The 12,732-nt window shown below is 63.6% G+C and carries 10 protein-coding genes; 4 read left to right on the top strand and 6 right to left on the bottom strand.

Going from position 1 to position 12,732, the window contains the following annotated elements:
• Positions 1 to 10 precede the first annotated feature (10 nt).
• The gene (locus AB5Y47_RS08870; RefSeq protein WP_368220150.1) at positions 11 to 1,111 is read right to left on the bottom strand and encodes an ABC transporter substrate-binding protein; all 1,101 of its coding nucleotides are present in this window, start codon (positions 1,109 to 1,111) and stop codon (positions 11 to 13) included.
• A 123-nt stretch (positions 1,112 to 1,234) separates the two neighbouring features.
• Positions 1,235 to 2,356 carry an ABC transporter substrate-binding protein gene (locus tag AB5Y47_RS08875; protein ID WP_368220151.1) on the bottom strand — a complete coding sequence of 374 codons (1,122 nt, stop codon included), beginning with the start codon at positions 2,354 to 2,356 and terminating at the stop codon, positions 1,235 to 1,237.
• A gap of 596 nt (positions 2,357 to 2,952) precedes the next feature.
• On the opposite strand from AB5Y47_RS08875, the gene AB5Y47_RS08880 reads away from it, so the two are divergent.
• The gene (locus AB5Y47_RS08880; RefSeq protein ID WP_368220152.1) at positions 2,953 to 6,171 is read left to right on the top strand and encodes an ExeM/NucH family extracellular endonuclease; all 3,219 of its coding nucleotides are present in this window, start codon (positions 2,953 to 2,955) and stop codon (positions 6,169 to 6,171) included.
• Between the two features lie 154 nt (positions 6,172 to 6,325).
• Here AB5Y47_RS08880 and AB5Y47_RS08885 read toward each other — a convergent pair whose 3' ends face one another.
• On the bottom strand, positions 6,326 to 6,865 hold the full coding sequence (locus AB5Y47_RS08885) for a glycine zipper 2TM domain-containing protein (protein WP_010674678.1): 540 nt from the start codon (positions 6,863 to 6,865) through the stop codon (positions 6,326 to 6,328).
• 160 nt (positions 6,866 to 7,025) lie between these two features.
• Positions 7,026 to 7,823, bottom strand: a complete 798-nt coding sequence (locus AB5Y47_RS08890; protein WP_214003271.1) for a helix-turn-helix transcriptional regulator — start codon at positions 7,821 to 7,823, stop codon at positions 7,026 to 7,028.
• 466 nt (positions 7,824 to 8,289) lie between these two features.
• Between AB5Y47_RS08890 and AB5Y47_RS08895 the strand changes: the two genes are divergently transcribed.
• The 3 genes from AB5Y47_RS08895 (at position 8,290) to AB5Y47_RS08905 (ending at position 11,187) form a co-directional block, all read left to right on the top strand.
• The gene (locus AB5Y47_RS08895) at positions 8,290 to 9,912 is read left to right on the top strand and encodes an acyl-CoA synthetase (protein ID WP_214003270.1); all 1,623 of its coding nucleotides are present in this window, start codon (positions 8,290 to 8,292) and stop codon (positions 9,910 to 9,912) included.
• Positions 9,913 to 10,102: 190 nt separating this feature from the next.
• A complete protein-coding gene (locus AB5Y47_RS08900; RefSeq protein WP_214003302.1) occupies positions 10,103 to 10,801 on the top strand; it encodes a YafY family protein in 699 nt (232 codons plus the stop codon).
• 65 nt (positions 10,802 to 10,866) lie between these two features.
• Positions 10,867 to 11,187 (top strand): hypothetical protein, encoded by a 321-nt coding sequence (locus tag AB5Y47_RS08905; RefSeq protein WP_048207631.1) that lies wholly within the window; start codon positions 10,867 to 10,869, stop codon positions 11,185 to 11,187.
• A 92-nt stretch (positions 11,188 to 11,279) separates the two neighbouring features.
• Here the strand turns inward: AB5Y47_RS08905 and hisIE are convergent, their stop codons facing one another.
• Both hisIE and hisF read right to left on the bottom strand, forming a co-directional pair.
• Entirely contained in the window at positions 11,280 to 11,915 is a 636-nt protein-coding gene (hisIE, locus tag AB5Y47_RS08910) for a bifunctional phosphoribosyl-AMP cyclohydrolase/phosphoribosyl-ATP diphosphatase HisIE (protein WP_029314506.1), read from the bottom strand.
• Positions 11,908 to 12,681: an imidazole glycerol phosphate synthase subunit HisF gene (gene hisF / locus AB5Y47_RS08915; RefSeq protein WP_214003269.1), complete on the bottom strand. Its 774-nt coding sequence runs from the start codon at positions 12,679 to 12,681 to the stop codon at positions 11,908 to 11,910. Before hisF ends, hisIE begins: the two co-directional genes overlap by 8 nt.
• Positions 12,682 to 12,732 lie beyond the last annotated feature (51 nt).

The raw sequence follows: 12,732 nt of genomic DNA on the forward strand, positions 1-12,732 counted from the left end.
AGGTTGAAGGTTAAAGAGCGATAGCGAAGGTGCCGTCTGCCTTGACCGGCAGATAGCGCCGATAGAAGTCGAGGTAGTTGGCAAGCGGATCCATCTCCTTGAACAGGCTCGGATAGAGCGCCTTGGCCATGAACTGGACCATGGTGTAATCGAGCAGCGTGCGGGAGGCGCCCTGGTAAATCCCATAGATGCGCTTTTCCTTCACCGCTGGCAGGTTCGCCCAACCTTTACGCTCGGTAAAGGCCTGGAGCCGTGCCCGAGCGAGCGCGGGATTGACACCCTGGCCCAGCAGCACGGCGGTGGGGTTCTGGGTGGATTCAGTGCCGGTGAGGAAGATGACCTCGGGTTTGGAGACCAGAACCTGCTCGGGGTTCATGGGGCCGTACCATTCCACAAAGGGGGCGGCGATGTTGTTGCCGCCAGCCAGGTGGCCGAGCGGACCCCACATGCCCTTGCCATAGCTGAAGCCATATTCGTCAGGCCCCTTGTTGCCAAACTCCACGTAGAAACGGGGCTTGGGCAGATTGGCTGCGGCGATCCGGCCATGTACTTCGTCGATGGCATGCTGGTACTCGTCTGCGAGCTGGCGAGCGCGAGGCTCGGTGCCCGCAATCTTGCCGAGCAGCAAGGTACTGGCCTTGTGATTGGCGGGGAGTTCCATGTTGTAGTCCACGACCACCACGGGCAGACCGGCCTGTTCGAGACGGGCCACGTCCTGGCCAAGACCTTTGTATTGCCAGTCGGCCAGGACGACGACGTCGGGTTTGAGGGCGAGCACTTTTTCCACCGAGAAGGTCTGCACTTCTACCTCGCCTACGTCGGCTATCTCCTTGAGAGAGGGGCGATGGGCGGTAAAGAGGGACCAGTTGGCAGGACGCCAGCCTTCCCAGGCCTCGCGGGAGATGCCGACGACCCGATCGAAGGCCTGTTCGCCACCGACGGCCATGTAGTCTTCAAAGTAAAATGCGAGCACTACCCGCTTGGCGGGGAGATCGACCTGGACTTCCCGTCCCAGCACATCTGTCAGGGTTTCAACTTTCGCCTGTGCGGTGCCAAACAAGCAGCAAAGGCTTGCCAGCACCAGGCTGGCATAGCGGGAGAAAAGTGTCATCTGCGTGTGAACTCCATCTTGTCTTGTGGTTTTTTGTCGTTTTTGTCACCGGCAACCTGAGGTCGCCGCTGGGTTCTCCACCGGGTGGAGGAGGGAATGAGCCGGAGAGACCCCGGCTGACACTCAGTGCGCGTTGTGCTGATGAATGCCCAGCATGAAGGTGCCCTGGGGACGGATGGGCAGGTAGTGCTGGTAGAACGCCTGATAGGTGGCCAGGGGGTCGAGATCCTGGAAGAGGTCCGGATAGAGGGCCTTGGCCATGAACTCGATGAGGGCGGCATCCATGATGCTGCGGGTGGCGCCGTGATAGACCGCGTAGAGGCGACCCTGCTTCACCGCAGGCAGCTCGCTCCAGCCCGGACGGGCAGCAAAGCCTTGCAGACGCTGGCGCACTGTCTCTTCCGACACATCCTGGCCCACCTGCATGGCGACAGCACTGCTCACGCTCTCGTAGCCCGCCATCAGGATCACCTCGGGCTTGCTCGCCAGCAGTTGCTCCGGGTGGATGGGACCCCAGCGATCGACGAAGGGGGCGGCCACGTTGTCGCCACCGGCCAGCAGGGCCATGGCGCCCCACATGTCCTTGCCATAGGTGTAGCTGTACTCGGCCGGACCCTTGTCACCCAGCTCGATGTAGACCCGGGGCGGCGTGCGCTTCGCGGCGGCGATGCGGGAGGTGATGGTGTCAATCTTGGCCTTGTACTCGTCGGCCATCTTCCGGGCGCGGGCCTCCTGGCCGGTCAGCTTGCCAAGCAGCAGGGTGCTCGCCATGTGCTGTGCCAGGGTCTGGGCGTTGTAGTCGATGACCACCACCGGGATCCCCGCCTGCTCAAGGCGTGGCAGGTCGGCGCTCAGGGCCTCATATTGCCACTTCGCCAGGATCACCAGGTTGGGCTTGACCGCCAGGGTCTTCTCGATGGAGAAGCTCTGATCCTGCACGTTGCCAAGGTCCGGGACCTTGGCCAGTTGTGGCTGGCTGGCCACGTAGATAGACCAGATGGCGGGACGGGACTTCATGAACCAGCCCAGGGACATGCCCACCAGGCGTTCGGCCCCGCCTTCACCGGCCACCGCCAGGTAATCTTCGGGATAGAAACCGAGCACGATGCGGTTTGCCGGAAGGCTCAGGGAGACCTTGCGGCCCATCACATCTTCCACTTCAACGGGGGGGGTGGCCTGCGCCATCCAGCTCACCAGGACGAGCTGGCCGAGCAGCAGCAACTTTGCCAGGGGGTGACGAAACATCTTGTAGCACCTCGAGAATAGAGACGGTCAAAAAAGAAAGTGAGAACTATTGCTATTCGCGGGCGCAAAAGCAACAAACGTTTGTGTCATCCCCTCTCTTGTTATTTCTGTCATTACTGGAACCGGTTCCACAAGAGCACCAGGAGAGCGTTCCACCCCCGGTTTTCTGCCTTCTCGGGCCACGAAGGGGGTGGCGCCCGGTATGGCGCCCATGGATTTGCCCATGAACCGGAGTCTGTGAGTGGGGTTGCTCACGAGATGGTAGCGGGCAGAGGGCCGCCGTAGTGCTCCCCCCGTCTGCACCGGCGCCGATGTCGCTCCCTGACAGAGGCCGCCAGCAGGGGCTAGGGGGCGACAACTTCCTGCGCAGCGATGGCAGACACTGCCCATTCGGGTATTGCCCGTCACCTTGGCGCAACATTTTGTTGTCATTGTTAGCCAGCTCGCAGTAGCCCCGGCGCCGACGGGGCAGAGTGGGCGCGCAGTTTCGGCCGGGGGCTGACATGCCTCCCGTTGATGGCTGCATCCAAGGTGCTGCGGCCCGCCTTGTGCGGGGCGCCAATAACATGATCTGCAAATAAAAAAGGAAACTGACCATGTCAGGAAGACACTCTCTGGTGGCGCTGGCCGTCGGGCTGGCGCTCGCTGGACAGGCACAGGCGCAACTGCTTATCACCGAATACCTGGAAGGGTCCGGCAACAACAAGGCGGTGGAGCTGAGCAACCTCGGCAGCGACCTCGTCGATCTCTCCCAATACCGGCTGGCCCTCTACGCCAACGGCAAACCCATCAGCGAATCCCCCACCAACAGCCTAGCGCTGCAAGGCACCCTGGCCCCGGGCGCCAGTCTGGTGCTGGCCAACCCCTCCGCAAATGCCGAGATCCTGGCCAAGGCCAATCAGACCAGCGGCAACCTGGTGTTCAACGGCGACGATGCCCTGGTGCTCTATCGCGGCAGCGAGATAGTGGACAGCGTCGGCCTGGTGGGGGTGGATCCGGGCACGGCCTGGGTGTCGGGGAGCGTCTCGACCCTGGACATGACCCTGCGCCGCAAGGCCACCGTCACCATGGGCCGGACCGATGCAACCGCCCCCTTCGATCCGGCGCTGGAATACGTGGCCGCCCCGAAAGATGACGCCAGTGGTCTGGGGTGCAGTGGCGATGGCCCCTGCGATGGCACCCAGCCGCCCGCTTTCGTCTGCCCGGTGGAGAGCCTGGTGCCGGTGCCCGTCATTCAGGGCCCGGGCAGCAGCAGCCCGCTGGTGCCGGCCGGCAAGTTCGAATCGGACCAGGCCTATGCCACCCGCGGCGTGGTGACCCAGGTGGTGAGCGGCCTCTACAAGGGCTTCTTCATTCAGGACGAGCAAGGGGATGGCGATCCGGCCACCTCCGACGGCCTCTTCGTCTACACCACCCAGGCCAACGCTGCCGTCGTGCCGGGGGCCGAGGTGTGCGTTTCGGGCAAGGTGAAGGAGTATTTCAACCAGACCCAGCTCAACGCCGACGAGCTGGTGGTGACCCGGCCGCAAGGGGCAATCCCGGCCGCGGTGGATCTGCTGCCGGTGGCGGGGGAGAGTTTGAGCCAGCTGCTGGAACGTCACGAGGGGATGCAGGTGCGGCTGGTGCCGGGTTCCAGCCTGGTGGTGACCCGCAACTTCAGCTTTGATTACGACGGCAAGCGCAACAACCTGGTGCTCTCTTATGGTGCGCCGCTCATCAAGTCGACCCAGAAATTTGCCGCCATGAGCCAGGAGGCGAGCGACTGGGCCCTGCGCAACCAGCAGAACCAGCTGGTGGTGGAGACCGACGCCAAGGCGCCGGATGGCGTGCTGCCCTGGTTCCCCGGCTTCAACGCCGAGGACGGTTACCTGCGCATCGGCGACAAGCTCAACGGGCTGGAGGGGGCCCTTGGTTACTCCTACAACCTGTTCAGGCTGGTGGCCAGCAACCGCATCGACGCGAGCCAGATTGATCACAGTGGCTGGGATCGGGTGGAAACCCCCGAGCTCGCCGAGGCGGGGGATCTGCGGGTTGCCAGCTTCAACGTGCTCAACTTCTTCACCACGGTCGTGGGGGGCGATGCCAACCCCACCGGTAGCAACCGGGGCGCCCTGACGGTGGCGGAGTTCGAGTTGCAGCGCACCAAGATCGTCAGCGCCATCACCCGCCTCAATGCCGACGTGGTGGGGCTGATGGAGATCGAGAACAACGGCTACGGCGACAACTCCGCCATCGCCAACCTGGTGGCGGCCTTGAACGCCGCCCAGCCGGATGAGGCGGATCACTACCGCTGGATTGCCTCGCCGGATGGCAAGCCCATTGGCACCGACGCCATCACGGTGGGGCTCATCTACCGGCCCGCCAGCGTGAGCCCGCAAGGGGCCGCCAGCCTTATCGCGCTGCCGGTGCAGCAGGCCGAAGCGGTGGACGCCAGCGGCAAGCCGGTGACCATCAATCAGGGAATGCGCGAGTCGCTGGTGCAGCGCTTTAGCTCGCACAAGGGGGATGCGCCGCTGACCCTGGTGGTCAACCACCTCAAGTCCAAGGGCTCCGCCTGCTTCGAGGATTACCCCGACTACGCCACTGCCGATCCGCTGGATGGCCAGGGCCACTGCAACGCGCTGCGGGTCTCTGCCGCCAAGGTGCTGGGGGAGCAGCTCAAAGATTTGGCCGGGGATCTGCTGCTCATCGGCGACATGAACGCCTATGGCATGGAGGATCCCATTCGGGTGCTGACCGACTATGATCCGGCCGCCCAGGCGCGCCAGATCATGAGCGCCTCCTTCACCACTCTGGCGGGTCAGCCCTTTGAGGAGAGCGGCAGCGCCCTGGGCAAGGGGTATGGGTTTGTGAACCTCAACACCCGCTTCCACGGCACCGACACCTACTCCTACAGCTACGAAGGGGAGCTCGGCAACCTGGATCACGCCCTGGCAAACCCGAGCCTCGCGGCCAAGGTGATCGGCATCGAGGATTGGCACATCAACTCCGCCGAGAGCAACTTCTTCGAGTACGGCAGCAAGTACAGCGGCCAGCTGGTGAAATCCGAGGGCCCCTTCAGCGCCTCGGATCACGATCCCGTGCTGGTAGCCATCCAGTATCCGCTGCCGCCCGCCGGGGTATTGAGCCTCGAGAGCGCCGCTGCGAGCGTGGAGGAGGGCAACACCCTGGTCTTGAGCGTGGCGCGCCGCGATGGCAGCCATGGGGAGGCGAGCGTGAGTTATCGCATCGCCCATGGCAGCGCGGACGCAGGCGACGTGGCGCCCCTCACCGGTACCCTGCACTGGGCCGCCGGGCAGAGCGAGCCCCAGACCATCAGCATCCCGGTGAAGAGCGACACCCTGCACGAAGGGGACGAGACCTTTACCCTGGAGCTGTTTGACCCGAGTGGTGCGACCCTGGGCGAGCAGCACCAGACCGTGGTGACCATCAAGGACAAGCTGGCACCGTCCACCATCTCGCTGGCTCAGGCCAGTATCACGGTGAACGAGGGGCAGTGGTTTGCCGAGATCCCCCTGGTGCGAAGCGGCGATCTGAGCAAGCCGGCCCGGGCCCGGGTGGCCCTTGACGGGGTCACGGCGCGCTGGGGGCTGGATTTCCTGCCCTGGTTCGGTCAGTCGGTGAGCTGGGCTGCGGGCGAGGGGGGCAGCAAGTCGGTCAAAGTGCTGATCATCGATGACTGGTTCGTCGAGCCCACCGAGCAGTTCAGGGTGAGCCTCGATCGGGTGGAAGGGGGCCAGCCCGGCGCCCTGCAGCAGACCCGGGTCGACATCCAGGACAACGACAAGCCCTGGTGGCCCTTCGGTCGCCACTGAGGATGATTGAGCAAAAGAAAGGGGCCTGCGGGCCCCTTTCTATTGAGAACACTTTTGTTGGGAAGACCTGTTGCAGACAGGTTGGGTTGCGAAGATGAAAAAGGCCCACCGTCATGGTGGGCCTTCCTCATGGCAGGGCGCTCCTAACGGAGTATCAACCCTGCGCGTTGCTCAGTACCAGCTTGCCATCCTTGACCGGAATGGTGGGGCCGGGTTGCTTCTCCATGCGTACCACCCCTTCCTGGCCGGCGAGGCGGTAGGTGACGTCATAGCCGATGGTGCGGGTGCTGCTCTCCTGCACCGTCTTGCAGCGCTGCTCCGTGGTGGTGTAGGTATCACCCGCCTGCATGTTGCCCTGCACCTGATTCCCGGCATAACCCCCTGCCACGGCACCGGCGGCGGTGGCCACCTTCTTGCCGCTGCCACCGCCAAACTGGTGGCCGACCACGCCGCCCAGGGCTGCGCCAACCACGGTACCCAGGATCTTGTGCTCGTCCTGCACCGGCTTGCGGTGGGTCAGGGTGACGTTGCGGCACTCCTGACGTGGCGTCTTGATGGTCTCGGTCACCGGCTTGCTGGCCAGCACCTCGGCAAACTGGGGCTCTGATGAAAACAGGGATCCGCTGGCGACCGCCGACAATGCCAGCGCAGAGGCCACACCGATCCCGACACCTGCCAACATGGATTTGTTCATCACTCTTCTCCTCGTACTCATACCCGTTGAGGGCTTGGGATCATTCTTGGCATTTTGCGCCGCAGGCTCAAGGCAAGGGCCACGGGATCGCGACAGGGGCTGACTGCGCAAAAAGTGACCGCACAAAAATAGCGTCGGCGATTGGCGACAAAGAAGAGACCTATGTGGAGGGATTGAGGTTGACGGGTTGCGGCAACATGGGTTGATAACTGCCCAGTGCGCCCATGTCCAGGATGGTGTAGTCCGCCAGATCCGGCGTGGCAGGGTCACGCTTGAGGCTCAGTTTGAGGGTGTCCAGCATGAGCGTCTCCAGCGCAAGGCGGTACTCCATGAACTCGGCTTCGGTCAGCCGAAGCTGGGCGGTGATGAGATAGGCCTGACGATCGCGGGGCGTCAGGTGCTGGACGCGTGCCTGCAACCCTTCGATGACTTGATTCTTGAAGCGCAGGGGGAAGCGGGCCGAGTCCCGAAATGCCACGTGCCGGGGCACCAGCAGACGAAAGCTGAGTCCGCTCTGCAGCGCCACGAGTCCGAGCTGCTCGAGCTCGCGCAGATACAGATAAAGCGAGGGGGCATTGAGCCCGAAGTGCTGGCACAGCGCATCGGGATCCGTGCCCTGTTGCAGGATCTGCAGCAACAGGCTGTAGAGCTCGGGGCGCTGGCAGAAGGCGGCATCCTGCTGCGGCGTGAAGTGGACGACGCTTGCGGCCAACTGCTCTGCCTCCGTCAGGATCTGGGAGAGGGGAACGCCGAGGAGCGTGGCAATCGCCAGCATGCGGTCCAGAGTGAAGGGTTGAGTCTGATTGAGCAGTCGTTTGACACTGGCTTCCGACATGTTCAACTCCCCCGCCAGCGCCTTGTACGAGATGCCGGCGCGCTTGAGGTGGCGCTTGAACAACTGGCACATGGCGTGATCGATGCTGTCTCTGTCCCGAGGGGGGATCCTCTCTCTATCCATTTGGTATCTCCTGGTGACCATTCATTTGTATTTATGGCCTTGATGTGGTCTTGGCGTGATGCTTTGCTCTCTTTTAGCACAGGAGAGGTAGTCATGTATCGCGATCAGATGAGGGGCGGTGTTCAGTGGATAGACAGGAGTGAGCACAGCCTGTGGGTGAGTGGGGGGCTCAGGGGACTGGCGATGCCCCCCGTAGTCAACGTACTGGCGTGCCTTCTGGTTTGTCTGATGTTTGTGCTGGCGGCATTGATTTGAGGCTCGTTCATGCTCCTTGGCAAGGTGGTCGGTGGGGGCATGTGTCATCTCCTCACCACCCTAAGACGTTTCGCTAATACCTGGGCTCGGCCCCCCTTGATACCCTTTCATCCGGTTCCAGCCGGCATCCTGGCCCCGCATCAGGGCGCAATGCCGGTCGTGGTGAACCGCGAGAGCCACCCCGTTTTGTGCCCCTGTGAGGAAGGATCCGATGACAGAGCAGAACATGTACGACGCCGGCCTTGGCAAGACGCCCGCCAATTTCGAGGCGCTGACCCCCTTGAGCTTTCTGGGGCGGGCAGCCCGGGTCTATCCCGACTATCCGGCGTTGATCCACGGGCCCCTGCGCCAGAGCTGGGCTCAGACCGAACGCCGTTGCCGCCAGCTCGCCTCGGCCCTGCGCCGTCGCGGCATTGGCGAGGGGGACACCGTCTCCATCGTCGCCCCCAATGTGCCGGCCATGTTCGAGGCGCACTTCGGGGTGCCCATGAGCGGCGCCGTGCTCAACACCATCAACACCCGGCTCGATGCGGACGCCATGGCCTTCATCTTTCAGCACGCCCAGAGCAAGGTGGTGCTGGTGGACCGGGAGTTCGGCGCCCTGGTGCGAAAGGCGCTCTCTCTCATTGACAGCCAGCCCCTGGTGCTCGCCATCGACGATCCCCTCTACCGGGAAGGGGAGCTGGTCGGCGAGCTCGACTACGAGGGGTTCATCGCCCTGGGGGACGGGGACGAACCCGGCTGGCTGCCGGCGGACGAGTGGCAGGCCATTTCCCTCAACTACACCTCCGGCACCACGGGGAACCCCAAGGGGGTGGTCTATCACCATCGCGGCGCCCACCTCAATGCGGTCAACAATGCCCTCTCCTGGGAGCTGCCCAAGCACCCGGTCTACCTCTGGACCCTGCCGATGTTTCACTGCAATGGCTGGTGCTTCCCCTGGACCCTGGCGGCCACCGCCGGGGTGAGCGTCTGTCTGCGCCACGTGCAGGCGGCGGCCATCTACGGGGCGCTGCGCGAACACAAGGTGAGCCATTTCTGCGCCGCCCCCATCGTGCTCAATATGCTCAACAATGCCGATCCGGCCCTCAAGCAGGGACTCGACCACCCCGTCAAGGCGATGACGGCGGGGGCAGCGCCGCCCGCCACCGTGATCGCCGGCATGGAGGCCATGGGGATCGCCGTGACCCATGTCTATGGCCTCACCGAAACCTATGGCCCCTGCGTGGTGTGCGAGCCGCAAAGACGCTGGCAGGGGCAGGATGCCACCACGCTCTCCCGTCTCAAGGCGCGCCAGGGGGTGGCCTCCCCCCTGCAAGGGGAGATGCGGGTCATCAACCCCGTCAGCGGCGAGCCGGTCCCCATGGATGGCAAAACCCTGGGAGAGATAGTGCTGCGGGGCAACATCGTCATGAAGGGCTACCTCAAGAACTCGGCGGCGAGCGAAGAGGCGATGGCACAGGGATGGTTTAGAAGCGGGGATCTCGCGGTCTGGCACCCGGACGGCTATGTGGAGATCAAGGACAGATCCAAGGACATCATCATTTCCGGCGGGGAGAACATCTCCAGCCTGGAGGTGGAGGACGTGCTCTATCGCCACCCCGATGTGGAAGAAGCCGCGGTGATCGCCATGCCGGACGAGACCTGGGGGGAGGTGCCCTGCGCCTTCGTCAAGCTCAAGGAGGGGCGCGAGCTCACCCAGGCCGAGCTCATTGCGTTCTGCCGCGAGCAGATGGCCCACTTCAAGGCCCCCAAGCGCATCATCTTCACCCCGCTGCCCAAGACCTCCACCGGCAAGGTGCAAAAATTCATGCTGCGCAAGCAGTTGGCGTGACGACAAAGGCGCCGCGCCATCAACGGGCCTGCGGGCCCGTTTTGTGTTGCGTGATGCAAAGAAGCAGGGCCTCGCCGGTAGCGGTCGCCAGCCAACAAGACGTGCCTTTCGAGCCCGTCCCGGCTTACCATGGCCGCCATGTCCCGCCAGCCTGAGGATGCCTGTGAGAAAATCGGACCGACTGTTTCAACTGACCAACCTGCTGCGGGCGCATCAACCCCTGACCGCCCGGGATCTGGCGACGCGCCTGTGCGTGTCGGAGCGCACCATCTACCGCTATATCGACGATCTCTCTTTGGCGGGCATTCCGGTTTACGGGGAAGCCGGGCTGGGCTATCGGCTGAGCGAGGGGTTCGAGATGGCCCCGTTGCAACTGAGTGCGGCCGAGCTGGAGGCCCTCATCACCGGGGTGAACCTGGTGGCGGTGCTGACGGGCAAGGGGATGGCCGATCCGGCCCGCGCCCTGCTCGCCAAGATTGAGGCGGCCCTGCCCGCCAAGGAGGCCCGGGCACCTCGCGTCCCCGTGGTGCGGGTGCCGGACTATTCCACGGCGCAGCCTGCATACGCTCGCTGGGACAGGTTGCACGACGCCATCACGGCCGGTCACTGGCTGCACATTGGCTACCGGGATGCCAGCGCCAGCAGGACGGAACGTCAGCTCTTTCCCCTCGGGCTCTTCTACTGGGGCGGATGCTGGACGCTCGGCGCCTGGTGTGCGCTGCGCCGGGCCTACCGGGATTTCAGGGTTGATCGCATCGACACCCTGGCGACGTGCCGACCGGGAGAAGGGGCACCACCTGGCGCGACCCTGGCCGATTACCTTGCCCTGCGCCAGTCGGACGCGTTCCCCCCTGGGCGCAGTGGCGCCGAAAAGGTCATTCAGGACTGACACAAGGCTGTCAGTAGCCCTTCGTTATGCTGGGTTCTCCAGACCATCCACAACGGAGAAAAAAGATGATCATCAAGGGTGACATGCAACAGGCAGGGGGCGTCGAATTTGCCACCTTCAGGCTCAGGGAAGGGGTGACGGAGGCTGATTTGCTCGCCCTGTCACGGCGGGTCGAGTCCGAGTTTCTTGTCCAGCAATCCGGGCTCATCATGCACTGCCTGCTGCGCGGCGCCGACGGCCTTTATGCGGACGTGGTGATGGCCCCCAGCCAGTCGCTGGTGGAAGCCTACTGCCAGCAGTGGCTGCACAACGACGTGGCAGGGGAGTACCTGACCCTGCTTGACCATCACTCGGTCAACATGAGCTTCTGGACCCGTATCGGCTGAGGGCGGCGCGGGGCCTGCCATTCCCCTGTGAGGTGGCAATCATGAAATGAAACGGGCCCATAGGGCCCGTTTTGTTGAACAGAATTCAATAATTACTTCGTGTGGCGCTCATGCAGGCGCTGCACCACATCCTTCAAACCCAAGCCTTCGTTTTGCAGCAAGACGGTCAGGTGGTAGAGCAGGTCAGCGGATTCGTTGATGAGCTCTTCTCTGTCTTTCGCCATGGCGGCCAGGGCCACTTCCACCCCCTCTTCACCCACCTTCTGGGCGATGCGCTTGGTGCCTTTGCCATAGAGGCTGGCGGTGTAGCTGGTGGCGGGATCTGCCCCTTTGCGTGATGCCAGGATCTGTTCGAGCTCGGCCAGGAAGCCGAGCGGCGGCACGGGGTGGCCGTCGAAGCAGGAGGGGTTGCCCAGATGGCAGGTGGGGCCGACCGGGTCGGCGGCAATGAGCAGGGAGTCCTGATCACAGTCGGTGGTGATGGCGACGAGCTTGAGCACATGGCCCGAGCTCTCGCCCTTGGTCCACAGGCGCTGCTTGCTGCGGCTGAAGAAGGTGACCTGGCCGGTGGTCTGGGTCTTTTCCAGCGCCTCGCGGGTCATGAAGCCCTGCATCAGCACTTCGCCGCTGAGGGAATGCTGGACGATGGCGGGGATCATGCCCTCACACTTGGCCCAGTCCAGGCGCTCGGCCAGCGGCAATGCATTGTCTACTGCTTGATTATTCACGGATGGCGACTCCTTCGTTTTTCAGCCAGCGTTTCAATTCGGGAATGGGAATGAGGCCCTTGTGGAACACCGAGGCGGCCAGCGCCCCGTCCACGTCGGCCAGGGTAAAGGCATCGCGAAAGTGCTCCATGGCCCCGGCGCCGCCGGAGGCGATGAGGGGCACCTTGCACACGGCGCGCACCAGCTTGAGCTGCTCAAGGTCGTACCCCTGACGCATGCCGTCCTGGTTCATCACGTTGAGCACTATCTCCCCCGCGCCCCGGCGCTGCACTTCCTGTACCCACTCCAGGGTGGTCCAGGTGGTGGTGCGGGTGCGGCTCTCGTCGCCGGTAAACTGTTTGACCTGATATTGACCGAGGGCGGTATCGAAGTAGGAATCGATACCCACCACCACGCACTGCACGCCGAAGCGCTCGGCGAGCCGGGTGATCAGGGTGGGATCGGCCAGGGCGGGGGAGTTGATGGAGACCTTGTCGGCACCGAATTCCAGGATCTGGCGGGCATCCTCCACGCTTTTGATGCCGCCGGCGACGCAGAAGGGGATGTCGATGACTTCCGCCACCCGGCTTACCCAGCTCTTGTCCACTACCCGTTCGTCGCTCGAGGCGGTGATGTCATAGAAGACCAGCTCATCGGCGCCCTCGGCGGCGTAGCGGCGGGCGAGGTCGACAATGCCGCCCATCACCTCGTGGTTGCGAAACTGCACGCCCTTGACCACCACGCCATCTTTGACGTCGAGGCAGGGGATAATACGCTTTGACAACATGCTCATTGCTCCATGTAAAGCACGGTTAAAGAAACGTCGTTCTGCCGCCGG

The organism is Aeromonas sp. R7-2 (assembly GCF_040908105.1).
Lineage (GTDB): Bacteria > Pseudomonadota > Gammaproteobacteria > Enterobacterales > Aeromonadaceae > Aeromonas > Aeromonas caviae.